14 protein-coding genes are annotated in these 15,503 nt (G+C 54.0%); 10 read left to right on the forward strand and 4 right to left on the reverse strand.

All coding sequences use genetic code 11. The features are described from left to right. The first annotated feature begins 296 nt into the window (after nt 1-296). Nucleotides 297-1,091: an EAL domain-containing protein gene (locus NP589_RS03330; RefSeq protein ID WP_256605689.1), complete on the forward strand. Its 795-nt coding sequence runs from the start codon at nt 297-299 to the stop codon at nt 1,089-1,091. A 15-nt stretch (nt 1,092-1,106) separates the two neighbouring features. Here NP589_RS03330 and amrS read toward each other — a convergent pair whose 3' ends face one another. Then, complete coding sequence (gene amrS, locus NP589_RS03335; protein WP_256605690.1) at nt 1,107-2,189, reverse strand: AmmeMemoRadiSam system radical SAM enzyme; 1,083 nt, start codon at nt 2,187-2,189, stop codon at nt 1,107-1,109. 154 nt (nt 2,190-2,343) lie between these two features. On the opposite strand from amrS, the gene amrB reads away from it, so the two are divergent. From amrB to NP589_RS03375, 8 genes are all read left to right on the forward strand, one after another. Beyond that, nucleotides 2,344-3,123 carry an AmmeMemoRadiSam system protein B gene (gene amrB, locus NP589_RS03340; RefSeq protein WP_256605691.1) on the forward strand — a complete coding sequence of 260 codons (780 nt, stop codon included), beginning with the start codon at nt 2,344-2,346 and terminating at the stop codon, nt 3,121-3,123. Next, on the forward strand, nt 3,110-3,667 hold the full coding sequence (gene amrA, locus NP589_RS03345; RefSeq protein WP_256605692.1) for an AmmeMemoRadiSam system protein A: 558 nt from the start codon (nt 3,110-3,112) through the stop codon (nt 3,665-3,667). The genes amrB and amrA overlap by 14 nt, the downstream gene beginning before the upstream one ends. Before the next feature lie 203 nt (nt 3,668-3,870). Continuing rightward, complete coding sequence (gene zwf, locus NP589_RS03350) at nt 3,871-5,337, forward strand: glucose-6-phosphate dehydrogenase (RefSeq protein ID WP_256605693.1); 1,467 nt, start codon at nt 3,871-3,873, stop codon at nt 5,335-5,337. Nucleotides 5,338-5,368: 31 nt separating this feature from the next. Next, nucleotides 5,369-6,079 (forward strand): 6-phosphogluconolactonase, encoded by a 711-nt coding sequence (gene pgl / locus NP589_RS03355; protein ID WP_256605694.1) that lies wholly within the window; start codon nt 5,369-5,371, stop codon nt 6,077-6,079. A 105-nt stretch (nt 6,080-6,184) separates the two neighbouring features. Beyond that, nucleotides 6,185-8,005, forward strand: a complete 1,821-nt coding sequence (edd, locus tag NP589_RS03360) for a phosphogluconate dehydratase (RefSeq protein WP_256605695.1) — start codon at nt 6,185-6,187, stop codon at nt 8,003-8,005. 149 nt (nt 8,006-8,154) lie between these two features. Beyond that, nucleotides 8,155-9,600 (forward strand): decarboxylating NADP(+)-dependent phosphogluconate dehydrogenase, encoded by a 1,446-nt coding sequence (gene gnd, locus NP589_RS03365; RefSeq protein WP_256605696.1) that lies wholly within the window; start codon nt 8,155-8,157, stop codon nt 9,598-9,600. 97 nt (nt 9,601-9,697) lie between these two features. Continuing rightward, on the forward strand, nt 9,698-10,327 hold the full coding sequence (locus tag NP589_RS03370) for a bifunctional 4-hydroxy-2-oxoglutarate aldolase/2-dehydro-3-deoxy-phosphogluconate aldolase (RefSeq protein WP_256605697.1): 630 nt from the start codon (nt 9,698-9,700) through the stop codon (nt 10,325-10,327). A 95-nt stretch (nt 10,328-10,422) separates the two neighbouring features. Beyond that, the gene (locus NP589_RS03375; RefSeq protein WP_256605698.1) at nt 10,423-10,980 is read left to right on the forward strand and encodes a cytochrome b; all 558 of its coding nucleotides are present in this window, start codon (nt 10,423-10,425) and stop codon (nt 10,978-10,980) included. A gap of 55 nt (nt 10,981-11,035) precedes the next feature. Here the strand turns inward: NP589_RS03375 and NP589_RS03380 are convergent, their stop codons facing one another. The 3 genes from NP589_RS03380 to NP589_RS03390 all read right to left on the reverse strand — a co-directional run bounded on the left by NP589_RS03380 (nt 11,036) and on the right by NP589_RS03390 (nt 13,562). Next, on the reverse strand, nt 11,036-11,449 hold the full coding sequence (locus tag NP589_RS03380; RefSeq protein ID WP_256605699.1) for a Dabb family protein: 414 nt from the start codon (nt 11,447-11,449) through the stop codon (nt 11,036-11,038). A 61-nt stretch (nt 11,450-11,510) separates the two neighbouring features. Next, on the reverse strand, nt 11,511-12,524 hold the full coding sequence (locus NP589_RS03385) for a M48 family metallopeptidase (RefSeq protein WP_256605700.1): 1,014 nt from the start codon (nt 12,522-12,524) through the stop codon (nt 11,511-11,513). Beyond that, on the reverse strand, nt 12,525-13,562 hold the full coding sequence (locus NP589_RS03390) for a YjgN family protein (RefSeq protein WP_256605701.1): 1,038 nt from the start codon (nt 13,560-13,562) through the stop codon (nt 12,525-12,527). 256 nt (nt 13,563-13,818) lie between these two features. Between NP589_RS03390 and NP589_RS03395 the strand changes: the two genes are divergently transcribed. Beyond that, nucleotides 13,819-15,399: a methyl-accepting chemotaxis protein gene (locus NP589_RS03395; protein ID WP_256605702.1), complete on the forward strand. Its 1,581-nt coding sequence runs from the start codon at nt 13,819-13,821 to the stop codon at nt 15,397-15,399. The last annotated feature ends 104 nt before the right edge of the window (nt 15,400-15,503 follow it).

Below are 15,503 nucleotides of genomic sequence, written 5' to 3' on the forward strand. Positions count from 1 at the left end.
TGCTGAATGTTTGCAGGGACAGTGTGAGCAAGCAACGACTTAAATCTGTTCGGCTATCATATGCAAGTTTCCAATCAGAATCAAAAATCATGCTGGTTCAAATAATTAAATATTAGGATTTGACACTGAACCACTTAAGTGAATAGTAAAATCAACCCGATACCGTGCCTTCGAAAGCCGGCGAAGTAAATGTTTATTCCACTGAACTTCGCTACACTTGATAATAAAGGCGGCAAAGAACGCCCCCACTTAAGCAAGGATGACTAACATCCTGATATCGATTTCGAGAATCCGCTATGCCAGAAAAAACCGCGCAAAATTCCCCGCAAGCCCACACCAATTCCGACCTACCCAGTTGTAATCGCTGCCAGGACCTCGATGAGTTGGATTTCGACTTTAGTTTTGCCTATCAACCCATCGTCAATTTTTTTGCCCGGACCGTTTTTGCGCACGAAGCCTTGGTGCGCGGGGTTAACGGCGAATCGGCCGCATCGGTGTTAGGCAAAGTGACCGACGCCAACCGCTATCGCTTCGACCAAAGCTGCCGGATAAAAGCCGTAGAAGGCGCAGCCAAATTGGGTATACAAGAGTTTGTATCGATAAATTTTATGCCGAATGCGGTTTACCAACCCGAAGCCTGCATCCGTTCAACTTTTGACGCGGCGCAACGCTACAATTTTTCCAAAGATCGCATCATTTTCGAAGTGGTTGAGGGCGAGGACGTTTCCGACCGTCCGCATTTAATCAATATATTCACCGAATACCGCCGCTTCGGCTTTAAAACCGCAATCGACGATTTCGGTGCGGGCTACGCCGGCCTGAACCTGCTCGCCGAATTCCAGCCTGATGTGCTTAAACTGGACATGGATCTGATACGCGATATCAACCTTAGCAAACCCAAACAGGCGATTGTCACCGGGGTTGTGCAAATCTGCCGCGAACTCGGCATCGAAGTGCTGGCGGAAGGCATTGAAACCAAGGCCGAGCGGGATTTTCTGCTGGCCTGCGGCGTCACGCTGTTTCAAGGTTACTTATTCTGCAAACCTGCATTTCAGGCTATCGGCCAAATCAATCCGGACGCTTGGTCATAGCGGTAAACCAGCCAGTTAAAACTTTACGGCCTGGCGTTTAGCGCCCCAATCGCCCGGTAAGGGATTAAATACACCCGCACAGGCACTACCGCAAAACCGGCAATTGCCGGCGGCATCCAAATTCCAATCCGACAACTCATACCAGTCGCGACCGATCAAAATTTTGCCGCAACTGTGGCAATACGTACTCTCCGCCGACTTATCATGAACATTGCCGACATAGGCGTAACGCACGCCGTTTTTAAAGGCAATGCTGCGTGCCGACAATAAAGTCGAACGTGGCGTGGGCGGCGTATCCGTCATTTTCCAATCCGGATGAAAGGCGGTGAAATGCATGGGTACATCCGCTCCCAAATACTCGACCACCCATTGCGTCATCGCTTCCAATTCGGCCTCTGAATCATTGGCGCCGGGAATCAGTAGCGTGGTTAACTCCAACCAGACCGGGGTTTCGTGTTTCAAAAACTGCAAGGTTTCCAGCACCGGCTGCAAATGGCCGCCGGTGATTTTGTGATAAAAATCCTCGGAAAAGGCTTTTAGATCGACATTGGCGGCATCCATGTAACGGTAAAATTCAGAGCGCGGCTCGGCGCAGACATAGCCTGCCGTGACCGCTACCGACTTCAATCCCAGCTCCCGACAGGCTTGGGCCGTATCGATGGCGTATTCGTGAAAGATCACTGGGTCGTTGTAGGTATAGGCCACGCTGCTGCAACCGTGTTCCAAAGCGGCCCTGGCGATTGCTTCCGGCGCAGCGCGGCTCATCAGCGTGTCCATCTCCCGCGACTTGCTGATGTCCCAATTCTGGCAAAACTTGCAGGCCAAATTGCAGCCGGCGGTGCCGAAGGAAAAAATCGGTGTGCCGGGTAGAAAATGGTTCAGCGGCTTTTTCTCGATAGGATCGATGGCAAAACCGCTGGAGCGGCCGTAACTGGTCATCACGATTTGCCCATCCAGATTCTGGCGGACAAAACACAATCCGCGCTGGCCTTCATGCAATTTGCAAAAGCGCGGACACAGGTCGCACTGCACCTTGCCGTCCGCCAAAACATGCCAGTAGCGGGTGGCAGCAGTATCTGCGCTGAGTAGAGTAGTCATGGCGATGCTCCTTGAACCCCAAGCATAAAATCGGGTCGTTATCCGCTAGAGTTAGCAGTAGAATAAACCTTAGGCGAGCGGGGTATTCAATTTTTTAATACTCCCCGCCAAACCGGCCTCTGATCGTATTAAAACTTTAAAAAAGGATCAGCGCATGAACAGAAAACCCGCCGTAGCAGGACGGTTTTATCCTGCCCACCCCCAACAACTCCATGACGCGGTCTCCGGCTATTTGCGGGACGTGTGCCAAACCGGCAAAGTACCCAAAGCCATGATAGTGCCGCATGCCGGCTACATTTATTCCGGACCTATAGCCGCTACCGCCTATGCCCGTTTAAAGCCGGCCGCTGCCAGTATTACCCGCGTCGTACTGATCGGCCCCTCGCATCGCGTAGCGTTTCGCGGCTTGGCGGTCAGTAGAACCCACGCTTACAGCACACCGCTCGGCGATGTTGAGGTGGACAGAACCGCTATTGAAGCCTTGGTGAAATTGCCATTTGTGGAGTACATCGAGCAAGCCCACACTCTGGAACACAGTCTGGAAGTACATCTGCCGTTTTTGCAGGCAGTACTACAGCAATTCACACTGGTCCCCATCGTGGCCGGGGACGCCAGTCCCGAGCAAGTCAGTCAGGCTCTGGAGCTGTTGTGGGGCGGCGATGAAACCTTGCTGGTGATCAGCTCGGACCTCAGCCATTATCACGACTACGATACCGCCAAACGCCTGGATCAGGCGACCAGCCGGATGATAGAGCATTTGCAATACACCGAAATTTGCGGCGAAGCGGCCTGCGGCAAAGTACCGGTCAACGGCTTGTTGAAACTGCTGCAACAAAAAAATCTATCGATTAAAACCATAGACCTGCGAAATTCCGGCGACACGGCCGGCGATAAACAGCAAGTGGTGGGGTACGGTGCGTATGTCGTTGACTGAACCCCTGCGGAAACAGTTACTGGAGCTGGCCCGGCAATCCATAGTTCACGGCCTGCAAACCGGTCGGCCGCTGCCGGTTAATCTGGCCGACTATCCGGCGGAATTGCGCCAAACCCGCGCCACATTCGTCACGCTGGAACGCGGCGGCCAGTTGCGCGGCTGCATAGGTATGCTGGAAGCGGTGCGGCCTTTGGCAGAAGACGTGACCGAGAATGCCTTTGCCGCAGCGTTCCGGGATCGGCGCTTTTCGCCTCTGACCAACGAGGAACTGGCGGATCTTGATCTGCATATCTCCGTGCTTAGCCCCGCCGTCGCGCTGAAATTTAATTCAGAAGCGGACCTGATCGCGCAACTTCGTCCCGGCATGGACGGCATCATCTTGCAGGAAGGCAGCCGGCGCGGCACCTTCCTGCCCTCGGTGTGGGAGGATTTACCCAATCCCAAGCAATTTTTGCAACACCTGAAACAAAAGGCCGGTTTACCCGCCGCCTATTGGTCGGACACTATTCGAGCCTATCGCTATACCACAGAGATGTTCGGCTGACAGGCAACCGTTTCCTGCGCCGCCAACCCAAGTAAATCCTGCCCTGGCGGCCTTTGATCTTGTTCCAAACCGGCAACGAACATTATAATAGCGGCATTTTCGACTGATCCGGGCCCAGAGTTTCCTGCAACGCGCATTTGTTTGCGCGCTGAAATCGACATGCCAAAGCCGATCAACCCTCTTCTTCATTCCTGGTATCACTAATGAAAAATCAAAATTACAAACCCTGCGACCTGGTGATTTACGGCGCATTGGGTGATCTATCGAAACGAAAGCTACTGATCTCGCTGTATCGTCTGGAAAAATCCCAGTTATTGGAAGCCGATACCCGCATTATCGGCGTTGATAGATTGGATGAAACCAGCGCCGGTTTTGTCGAAATTGCCCATAATAGTTTGATCGCGCATTTAAACACCCCGATAGACGAAGAAATCTGGGGCAGGCTGTCGAATCGACTCTCCTATTTAAGAATCGACCTGACTCAACCCGAGCAATACTTACAGTTAAATGCCGTGGTCGATTCGGAAAAACGGGTGATGGTTAACTATTTCGCCGTGGCGCCGTTTCTGTTCAAAAGCATCTGCCAGGGATTACAAAGCTGTGGGGTGCTGACAGCCGAATCGCGCATGGTGATGGAAAAACCCATCGGCCATGACCTGAAATCGTCCAAGGAAATCAACGATGTCGTCGAGGAAGTGTTCCAGGAAGATCAGGTTTATCGCATCGACCACTACCTGGGCAAGGAAACAGTATTGAACCTGCTGGCCCTGCGTTTTGCCAATTCGATCTTCACCACCAACTGGAATCACAACACCATCGACCATATCCAGATCACGGTGGGCGAGGACATTGGCATCGAGGGCCGCTGGGAATATTTCGACAAGACCGGCCAGTTGCGCGACATGCTGCAAAATCATTTGCTGCAAATTCTGACTTTCGTGGCGATGGAGCCGCCCGCCGATCTGGAAGCGGAAAGCATCCACATGGAAAAAATCAAGGTTTTAAAAGCCTTGCGGCCGATCACCGTGCGTAACGTGGAGGAAAAAACCGTGCGCGGCCAATACACCGCCGGTTTCATCAAAGGCACGGCGGTACCGGGTTATCTGGAAGAAGACGGTGCCAATAAGGAAAGCACCACCGAGAGCTTCGTGGCGATACGAGTGGACATCGACAACTGGCGCTGGGCCGGCGTACCGTTTTATATGCGTACCGGCAAACGCATGCCCAATAAACGTACCGAGATCGTCGTCAACTTTAAGCAGTTGCCGCACAACATCTTCAAGGACAGCTTCCGCGATTTGCCGGCCAACAAACTGGTGATCCATTTGCAGCCCAACGAAGGCGTGGATGTGGTGATGCTGAACAAGGTACCGGGCATAGACGGTAATATCAAACTGCAACAAACCAAGCTGGACTTGAGTTTCTCGGAAACCTTCAAGAAAAACAGCATTTTCGGCGGCTATGAAAAACTGATCCTGGAAGCCCTGCGCGGGAATACCACGCTGTTTTTAAGCCGCGAGGAAATCGAACAAGCCTGGGCCTGGGTCGATTCGATCCAAGACGCCTGGGCGCAAAATCATAGTGCACCAAAATCTTACCCGGCGGGCAGCTGGGGGCCGATTGCCTCCGTGGCATTATTGGCCCGCGACGGCCGCGCCTGGGAAGAGTAATCAATCTGTATCCATCACGAGAACAACGAACATGGTTAGAGAATTTTTTTTCGAACAACGTAGCCACCTGTTTACCGCCTTGGTCGCCGAATGCCAGGATGTTTTGTCCGAAGCAGTCAGCAAACACGGTCAGGCGACTTTATTGGTATCCGGCGGAACTACCCCTGCCCCGCTTTACGAAGCCTTGTCCAAATCCGATTTGAATTGGAAAAAAATCAAGGTGGCGCTGGTAGATGAACGCTGGGTGGATAATCAACACAGCGCCAGCAACGAGGCACTGATTCGCCGCAGTCTGCTGATCAACAACGCCAAAAACGTTGAGTTTATCGGCATGAAAACCCTGGCTGACACGGCCAAACAAGGCCAAGCCGAAACCGAAGCCCGTTACGCCAAACTGCCGCAACCTTTCACGCTGAGCATTGTCGGCATGGGCCCGGACGGCCATACCGCCTCGCTGTTTCCGCATGCAGAAGGTTTGGCGAACGCGTTGAGCGAGGACAATCAAAATCTGACCGCAGCCATCACCGCCATTCAGAGCGAAGTGACCGGACCCAACACGGAACGCCTGACCCTAACCCGCAGTGCCTTGTTAAAGTCCGAACGCATCGTGATTTTGTTTACCGGCGAAGATAAATTGGCGGTATTCAACAGCGCCCAGAAACCGGGCCCGTTAGAGGATATGCCGATCCGGGCATTATTGAATCAGGAAGACGTGCCGGTGGAATTGTACTGGGCACCTTAGTTGCTTAATTTTAGGGTGGGTTAGACGCGCATAACCTGATCACTCTCGATTCCAAAACGCTGTTCGGCGCGTCGACACCACCCCACCTGCTGCCCTGGAGAGCTTATGCATCCTGTTTTAGAAAAAGTGACCGCCGACGTGGTGGAACGTAGCCGGGAAAGCCGCGCTGCTTATCTGGCCCGCATCGACGCCGCTATTGCCAACGGCCCGCAGCGCACCAATCTGCCTTGCGCCAATCTGGCCCACGGTTTTGCCGTCTGCTCCGCCAACGAAAAAGACGCGCTGTCGCATGCCGTCAAAGCCAACGTCGGCATTATCTCCGCCTACAACGACATGTTGTCGGCGCACGAGCCGTATCAACACTACCCGGAACTGATTAAACAGGCCGTGCGCGAAGCCGGCGGTGTCGCGCAATTCGCCGGCGGCGTACCGGCCATGTGCGACGGCGTTACGCAAGGTATGCCCGGCATGGAATTGTCGCTGTTCAGCCGCGATGTGATCGCGTTGTCCACTGCTATTGGTTTGAGCCATAACATGTTCGACGCCGCCTTGTATCTGGGCGTTTGCGACAAAATTGTGCCGGGTTTGCTGATCGGCGCACTGAGCTTCGGCCATCTACCTGCGGTTTTCGTGCCCGCCGGTCCAATGACCACCGGCATTTCCAACAAGGAAAAATCCCGTACCCGGCAAAAATTCGCTGAAGGCAAAGTCGGCGAAAAAGAACTGCTGGAATCAGAATCCAAGGCTTACCACAGCCCGGGTACCTGCACCTTCTACGGCACCGCCAACAGTAATCAAATGATGGTGGAGATCATGGGCTTGCACTTGCCCGGCAGCTCGTTCATCAATCCCTATACTCCGCTGCGCGACGAACTGACCAAAGCCGCCGCCAAACAGGTGTTGAAGTTCACCGCATTGGGCGACGACTTCCGGCCTATAGCCCATGTTATTAATGAGAAGGCCATCATCAACGCGATTATCGGCTTGCTGGCAACCGGCGGCTCGACTAATCACACCATCCATTTAATTGCCATCGCCCGCGCGGCCGGCATTATTATCAATTGGGACGATTTTGATAACCTCTCCAAAGCCATTCCGCTGCTAACCAAGATTTATCCGAACGGCCCGGCCGACGTCAATCAGTTCCAGGCCGCCGGCGGCATGGGCTTGTTGATCCAAGAACTGTTGGAGCACGGCCTTCTACACGGCGACATTCTCACCATCGGCGACCAGCGCGGCATGGCCCAATACAGCCAAGTGCCGACGCTGAACGACGGCAAACTTAGTTGGGAGCCAGGGCCAGCCAGTTCATTGGATCCCGAAGTCATTAGCAGCGTCGAGCAACCCTTCGCTGCCGGCGGTGGCCTGCATGTGATGCACGGCAACCTGGGCCGCGGCGTCTCAAAAATTTCTGCGGTCGCCGAAAAACATCAAGTGGTGACCGCGCCAGCCATGGTGTTCGACGACCAACTGGACGTGGTGGCAGCATTCAAGCGTGGCGAATTGGAAAAAGACGTCATCGTGGTATTACGCTTCCAGGGCCCGAAAGCCAACGGCATGCCGGAATTGCATAAATTGACGCCGGTGCTTGGCGTATTGCAAGACCGGGGCTTTCATGTTGCCTTGGTCACAGACGGTCGGATGTCCGGCGCATCGGGCAAGGTGCCGTCGGCGATTCACATGTGGCCTGAATGCATAGACGGCGGCCCGTTGGCCAAAGTCCGCGACGGCGACATCATTGCGCTGAACACTCAAACCGGTGAAGTCAACGTACAAGTGGATCAAGCCGAATTCGACGCCCGGGTGCCGACTCCCAACAGCGCTACCGGGCATCATTTCGGCATGGGTCGCGAACTGTTCGGCGCGATGCGCGCAAACGCATCCACCTCCGAAACCGGGGCAACCAACCTGTTTTTCGTGGATTAGAGACTGACCAGCAAACGATTTAAGCAATGCCGTCTTAGTTTCACTTTGCCAAATCCGTCCTTCCTAGCAGAAGGACGACTTTCTTGAAACCAGAATTAAGCAACATTGTGTAATAACCCAATAACGACACGTTTACAGTAGGCAAACACATGAAAGCAAATATCGGTTTGATCGGCCTGGCCGTCATGGGACAGAATTTAGTCCTGAACATGAACGACCACGGTTTCAAGGTGGCGGTGTATAACCGCACCACCAGCAAAGTCGATGAGTTTCTCGACGGCCCCGCCAAAAACACCCAGGTCGTAGGCACCCATTCCCTGGAACAGTTGGTAAACAGCCTGGAGACGCCGCGCATGATCATGTTAATGGTCAAGGCCGGGACAGTGGTAGATCAATATATCGATGACTTAATACCCTTGCTGGCGGCGGGCGACATCATCATCGACGGCGGCAATTCGCTGTTTACCGACACCAACCGCCGCACTCAATATTTGCAGGAAAAAGGCTTGCTCTACGTCGGCACCGGCGTCTCCGGCGGCGAAGAAGGCGCCCGGCACGGCCCATCCATCATGCCCGGCGGCAACAAGGCAGCCTGGCCGGCGGTTAAGCCGATTTTCCAAGCCATCAGCGCCCATGTCGATGGCGACCCTTGCTGCGAATGGGTTGGCGATAACGGCGCCGGCCACTACGTAAAAATGGTGCACAACGGCATCGAATACGGCGACATGCAGCTGATATGCGAAGCGTATCAACTGTTGGCCGAGGGGCTTAACTTGAGCACCGACGAAATGCAGGCGATCTTTGCCGAGTGGAATCAAGGCGAATTGAGCTCGTATTTGATCGAAATCACCGCCAACATCCTGGCTTACAAGGAAGACGACGGCCAAGCGCTGCTGGACAGCATTCTGGATACCGCCGGCCAGAAAGGCACCGGCAAATGGACCGGCATCAATGCGTTGGACTTAGGAATACCACTGACCCTGATCGGCGAATCGGTTTTTGCCCGCTGCCTGTCCGCACAAAAAGACGAACGCATCAGAGCCGCCAAAGCCTTGCCGAAAACCAGCGCCAGCTTTAGCGGCGACAAAGCCGAGATGATTCAAGCGATTCGCCAGGCCTTGTACGCCTCGAAAATCATTTCTTATGCGCAAGGTTTTCGGCTGATGCGCGAAGCCGCCAAGGAATACAAACTGGCGCTGAATTACGGCGACATTGCCTTGATGTGGCGCGGCGGCTGTATCATTCGCAGCCAGTTTCTGAACGACATCAAACAGGCTTATCAGCAAAATCCGGATCTGGAAAATTTGTTGCTGGCCGATTTCTTCGTCGAAGCGATGAAGCAAGCCGAAGCCGGTTGGCGTCAGGCCGTGATCTTGGGCATACAACTGGGTATTCCCACACCGGCCTTCTCGTCTGCGCTAGCCTATTTCGACGGCTATCGCACCGAAAGATTGCCAGCCAATTTATTGCAGGCGCAACGCGACTATTTTGGCGCACATTCGTATGAACGCACCGACCGGCCCAGAGGCGAATTCTTTCATACCGACTGGACCGGACGCGGCGGCAAGACCGCCTCAACGACTTACACGGTATAAGGCGCTAATTAATTCATTAGACTGTTATCGTTACGTTAACCAGGCACACTTAACTTCTAGGGTTTATCCAAGCACCATCACATTAGGAAAATAAGAAATGACCGTATCAATAAAAGAAGTCATGAACACCTCGCCGGTAATGCCGGTGATGGTTATCAATCAACTCGACCAAGCCGTACCCTTGGCGCGCGCGCTGGTGGAAGGTGGATTGAAAGTATTGGAAATCACCTTGCGCACGCCGGTAGCGCTGGATGCAATTCGGCGCATCAAAGCCGAAGTACCGGGCGCGATTGTCGGTGCCGGCACCATTATCAATATTCAAACCCTGAAAAACGCCATTGATGCCGGCGCGGAATTCATCGTCAGCCCCGGCGTCACCGATAGCTTGCTGGACGCGGCTTTAGCTTCCGGGGTACCGATTTTACCCGGCGTGATCACGCCTAGCGAAGTGATGCGTTTGATGGACAAAGGCATAACCGCAATGAAGTTTTTCCCGGCCGAAGCCGCGGGCGGCATCCCCATGCTGAAATCCATCGGCGGCCCGCTGCCGCAAGTGACCTTCTGCCCGACCGGCGGCGTCAATCCGAAGAACGCGGTGGAATATCTGGCGCTAAGCAATGTCGCCTGCGTCGGCGGCTCCTGGATGGCGCCCTCCGACTTGGTCGATGCCGGCGATTGGGCGGAAATTACCCGCCGCGCGGCGGAAGCAGCGGCTTTGAAAAAGTAAATCAATACAACAAGCCTCCAGCATCAGTTGACAAGAATGGGTTAATTACACTATTGGCGGAATATCATTTTCTTCGCAAACAGGAGTGAACAGCGATGCAAAATAATTCAGACGAACGCTATAGCACGATGACGATTGCCTTGCACTGGCTGACGTTCATCGTGATGGCAGCGGGGTATGCCTGTATTGAACTGCGCGAGTTGTTCCCCAAGGGCAGCGACCCGCGCGAGACGCTGAAAGCCCTGCATTTTATGCTGGGTTTATTGGTGTTATTGCTGGTATTGCCTAGACTGGGTTTCCGCTTGGCCGGCCCCACGCCGGCCATCTCACCCGAACCGCCGGCCTGGCAACAACAGGCGGCGCGTCTGGTGCATCTGTTGCTTTATCTGTTGATGTTAGGGATGCCGATAGCCGGTTGGCTAACATTGAGCGCCGCCGGTAAAACGATTCCATTCTTCGGCCTGGAACTGCCGGCACTGATCGCCGAAAACAAAGAGCTCGCCAAAGCGATCAAAGAGATACACGAAACCGGCGGCGAGATCGGTTATTACCTGATTGGCCTACACGTATCGGCGGTACTGTTCCACCATTACCTGCAGCGGGACAACACGTTGAGTCGTATGCTGCCGGCACTTAAACAGAAGCAAGACTGATGCGTTTCCAGCCGCTCCTATCTACGAGCCCGAGAAACGGCTGGTAACAACATCATTACTCGATAAAATCGTAAACCTTATACTTATCCACCAGGGGCCGCATCAGCTGTTGCGCTACGCGCAGATAGTCCGGATTCTGCAAAAACGCTTCGTAAGCCTGCTGACTTTCGTAAACGCCGGACACCGCCAAATCATAACTTTCGTCAACCGCCGCATTCGGGCGTCCGCGATTGATCGGCGCCGGTGTACCGACATCGTAAGCCAACACGCCCGGCAATTTAGCTAAGCCTGCACTGTCTCGAATATATTGTTGCCGGAGTTTTTCATCGCCAGCCTGTTTCAACCAAACGATAACCAAGTGATGCACTTTGCGATTTTGCGCAGGGTGCTCGGGCTTGGCATTATAGGAACAGCCGGTTCCGCTGGCCGCCAGCAGACACGCTAGCGCAACCGCATAAAGACGTTTCATGATTTTTTGTTCTCCTGATGCAGATGAACTGCTAGCCAACATAATTCTGCGCCAGGGCATTTTACAGCCCGCGCAAGCGTTTGATCCGTTCCTCGGTATTAGGATGGCTGGATAAATAATCCAGCGCTTCAACAGATTCTGCCAGCTGTTTCGGCGCTGCGGTTTGATGAGCGGCCTCCAGTTTTTCCAATATATCGGCCAGCCGGCTAACCGGAATGCCGTTACCACGCAACAGTTCGGCGGCAAAAGCATCGGCGCGGCGTTCGAAATCGCGCGAGTAGCGGGTTTCCAATAACACGGTTGGAGCGACGGCTAATAAACTACTGACATCGCCAATGTACCAAGCCATCGCCAACCCCACCACGGAAGCCTGTAGCATCTGCCGCAAAGCATGTTTTTCATGAACATGACCCATTTCATGGGCCAGCACCGCCAAAATTTCCTGGTCGTTACTCGCCAAATTCACCAAGTCGTCAAGTACCAGCACGCTGCCGCCGGGCAAGGCGAAAGCGTTGGCGCCCAATGTCGGGCTACCGCGAAATTCAATGTGCGCCGGTCGGTCCTCACCCGGCGGCAAGACCAGGCGCCGCAAGCCATCCTGAAGGGTGTGTCGACGTTCCTCGGCTAGTTTACTGGGCATCAACAAGGTTTGATCGAGGCTGGCGAAAAACTGATTATCCATCCGCTCCAGCAGATAAACGGGCACCCGGTCCGCCACGACCCGCGCCGCATAAGGCAGTCCAAACAAATACACAACGGCAAGCAGGCTCAAAGTTAACAGCAGCGCTGCCAACGCATACCACCAGCTATTCTCCATACCCGCCACCGCGCTATTTCCTGCATCCTGCAACATCTCAGCAAAGCCTTGCCGGTCTGCCACTTCGCAGCGGCCGCCGTCGGCGAACAAAATCAGGCGCGGCGTACTGCCGAGCGGCGGCGGAATTTTCAGACCGTTTAACTCTTCGCGCCGCACAATGTCCCGGCCCTGCAACAACAGTTTATCTCCCTCCACACAGAGGGTAACGGGATGCGGCCGGGCTTGCCGCCCGTCGTAGTACACAGCCGTGAGCCACATTTACAAGGCAATATCGAAATCGAACATCTCGGCCATCTCGTCGCCCGCCGCCGAGCTATTGGTCTGCAAACCGGCCACAAAATCGTCGATGCTGCCACGCGTTAATAATGTGACGTGCTCGATGCGATAACGCGCCAAGCGAATATCGGCAAACGGCTTGTACAAGCCCAAGGTCAACAAAGTCAATAGTACATTACCAAACATGATGCCCAGCATCTCTCGCGCCCGCAGCTGGGCCTGAAAACCATGCGGCCCCAATTGTGTGTTATTCCAGATCAAGTTCTGCAAACGCGCCGCAACATAGGGATAAGCCAGTAAAAACAAGGCCAAATATGTACCTATCGAGGCTACCAACACGCTCATCGCCACCAATTGGTCTGCCTCCACCGGGATCAGCTCTTTGCTGCCGAGCAACATGACGCTGGCCATCAGACCGGCAAACACTAATACGCCGATAAATATCGTCATAAAATAGATACGGTAATAAGCGCCACTACCGGCGAAGAACTTAAAAAACTCGCTGCCATACGTGCTGTTTTCACGGGTATAACGGGCCATACGCTGTTGCGCCAGCGGCCAGAGCAAACCCAGGGTCAACGCCGATAACACCGGCAATAGCAGAAAATTGAAATACGCCGCCCCGGTGCTGCCATGAAAAGCAAAACGTAAGCCCCGGTAACTGGTGTTATGCAGCCTGAAGCGGAGCGAACGCATCAACAGCCAGGGCATGGCGACGATGATCACCAGCAGAATAGCCGACCCCGCCACCTGATCGAATTTACCGACCAAGGTATAACAAGCAAACAATAAAAAGGCGACGACCCGTCCTTTCAAAATCGCCTTAGGATCGCCGTGATAGTCAAAACTCGCGCCGGCTAAGGTAGTGTGCCGGTAAAAATATTGATTACGTTTGACTTTGGCCCAGGCCGAGTAAACTCCCAAGGTGACAATACTCAAGCAGACATTGACGATCCAAATCCGAAAATACTCGCCACCGCTACCGCTGAATTGCAACTGCCGTGCTTGATATTCTGTCATTTCCATCCTCTTTTGCAGGTTTTTGCCGCTGACAAGCATAGCGCATGACCGAGATCCGACAAAAATATCAGCCGCTCATGCGGACGCGGGTAAATCGCCAAACGAATTTGCACCCATCCCGTCCGGCTGATTAATTCATAAGACTTTCCGAAGATTTTGTCAGCACCGGCCGGGTATTCCCCTATAATCCTAAAGCATTAGTTTCATGCCAGCCGCCCCGCCGAAACGGGCCACCAGACAGCAACGAACTGTAGCCATGAGAAAAAATCTACCTGTTACCCAGCGCGAAGTGAGCCTGAACACATCCACGACAATTACCTCAGCCACCGACCCGGCTGGACGGATCACGTACGTGAATAAGGACTTCTTGCATATCAGCGGCTTTAACGAAGCGGAGCTAATCGGCCAAAGCCATAACATCGTCCGCCATCCCGATATGCCTCCCGCTGCCTTCGCAGATCTCTGGCAAACCGTGAAAACCGGCCGGCCCTGGATGGGTATCGTGAAAAACCGCTGCAAGAACGGCGATCATTACTGGGTGGACGCATTCGTCACCCCACGCTTCGAAAACAATAAAATTATTGGTTACGAGTCGGTGCGGGTCAGGCCGGACGCCGATAGCATTGTCCGCGCTCAAGCAACCTACGCAAAATTGAATGCCGGCGAAGCCCTACAATCGCGCTTGGCCCGCATCGGCATCCTTGGCAAACTGACCGCCGGCATTGCCCTACTGCAATTGCTTGTCTCCGCCGGCCTTTATTTGAACGGGATACTCGGCTTAAGCCTGGCAGCCGCACTCGCATCCGGCTCGGTGTTGGCCATTTATCTTTGGACATCGCTTGTCTTGAGCCCGCTGAAGTCGGCTGCCGCCGAGGCCCGGCAAGTGATAGAAAATCCGGTCATGCAGCAAATTTACACCGCCGACAGCAGCGAGGTCGGCCAATTGCTGTTGGCCGTCAAACTGTTAAAAGCCAAATCCAGAACCATTATCCGTCGCTTGATCCAGGCTACCGAACCGCTGGCCGGGAAAGCGAATGCCAGCTATAGAGCGGTCAGCCAAGTCAGTTCGGCAATGGATAGACAATTATCGGAAATCGAACAAGTGTCGTCGGCCATGCATGAAATGAGCGCGACCGTCAGCGAAATAGCCCGCAGCGCCACCAACGCCGCGAATGCTGCGAACGATGCAAATCGGCAGTCTCAGGAAACCATGTCTCGGGTCAATGACACTATCCATCTGATAGATCGGCTGGAGACGGCGGTCGGGCAAGCGGAAGCGGTGATCATAATCCTGGCCGATCACAGTAAGAGAATCGGCGGCGTACTGGATGTGATTCAAGGCATTGCCGAACAAACTAATTTATTGGCCTTGAACGCCGCCATTGAAGCGGCCCGCGCCGGCGAGCAAGGCCGGGGATTCGCAGTGGTAGCCGACGAAGTCAGAACGCTGGCGGGCCGTACCCAAAAATCCACGGAAGAGATTCACAAGATGATCGACGGCCTGCGCTCCGGGGTTCAGAATGCGGTCCGCGAAATGGCTAAAGTCCGGGAAATGGCCGTGACCGGTGCAGAACACGGGAAAAACTCCACCGAATTATTGGAGCAAACCACCAGATCAGTCGATTTTATTAACGAAATGATCGTGCAAATCGCCAGCGCCGCCGAACAGCAACAAAGCGTTGCCGAAGAAATTTCCAGAAATGTAGAAGCCATTGGTGCCCTGTCCCGGCAAACCTCGGAGCACGCCATTCAGGCCAGCGTAGCCAGCGGCAGCGTTTCGGAGTTAAGCAAGGAACTGGATCTCATGGTAGAGCAATTCGACGACAAACAAGCGTAAGTCCTACCCGACATTTCTGAATTTCGACCGCGAACTCCAATAGCACCTAAGCCTATCCACAAAACCGTTAAGTTAAGAACTTTTGCCAAGACAAAGAGCCGGGC

It is taken from the genome of Methylomonas rosea, from assembly GCF_024505055.1.
Taxonomy (GTDB): domain Bacteria; phylum Pseudomonadota; class Gammaproteobacteria; order Methylococcales; family Methylomonadaceae; genus Methylomonas; species Methylomonas rosea.

Excerpts from the sequence above, each read along its gene's own strand:
- NP589_RS03375 (WP_256605698.1), top strand. The coding sequence starts at position 10,423 with ATGCAAAATAATTCAGACGAACGCTATAGCACGATGACGATTGCCTTG.
- amrB (WP_256605691.1), top strand. The coding sequence starts at position 2,344 with ATGAACAGAAAACCCGCCGTAGCAGGACGGTTTTATCCTGCCCACCCC.
- edd (WP_256605695.1), top strand. The coding sequence starts at position 6,185 with ATGCATCCTGTTTTAGAAAAAGTGACCGCCGACGTGGTGGAACGTAGC.
- NP589_RS03330 (WP_256605689.1), top strand. The coding sequence starts at position 297 with ATGCCAGAAAAAACCGCGCAAAATTCCCCGCAAGCCCACACCAATTCC.
- amrA (WP_256605692.1), top strand. The coding sequence starts at position 3,110 with ATGTCGTTGACTGAACCCCTGCGGAAACAGTTACTGGAGCTGGCCCGG.
- pgl (WP_256605694.1), top strand. The coding sequence starts at position 5,369 with ATGGTTAGAGAATTTTTTTTCGAACAACGTAGCCACCTGTTTACCGCC.
- NP589_RS03395 (WP_256605702.1), top strand. The coding sequence starts at position 13,819 with ATGAGAAAAAATCTACCTGTTACCCAGCGCGAAGTGAGCCTGAACACA.
- NP589_RS03380 (WP_256605699.1), bottom strand. The coding sequence starts at position 11,449 with ATGAAACGTCTTTATGCGGTTGCGCTAGCGTGTCTGCTGGCGGCCAGC.
- NP589_RS03390 (WP_256605701.1), bottom strand. The coding sequence starts at position 13,562 with ATGACAGAATATCAAGCACGGCAGTTGCAATTCAGCGGTAGCGGTGGC.
- NP589_RS03385 (WP_256605700.1), bottom strand. The coding sequence starts at position 12,524 with ATGTGGCTCACGGCTGTGTACTACGACGGGCGGCAAGCCCGGCCGCAT.
- amrS (WP_256605690.1), bottom strand. The coding sequence starts at position 2,189 with ATGACTACTCTACTCAGCGCAGATACTGCTGCCACCCGCTACTGGCAT.
- gnd (WP_256605696.1), top strand. The coding sequence starts at position 8,155 with ATGAAAGCAAATATCGGTTTGATCGGCCTGGCCGTCATGGGACAGAAT.
- zwf (WP_256605693.1), top strand. The coding sequence starts at position 3,871 with ATGAAAAATCAAAATTACAAACCCTGCGACCTGGTGATTTACGGCGCA.
- NP589_RS03370 (WP_256605697.1), top strand. The coding sequence starts at position 9,698 with ATGACCGTATCAATAAAAGAAGTCATGAACACCTCGCCGGTAATGCCG.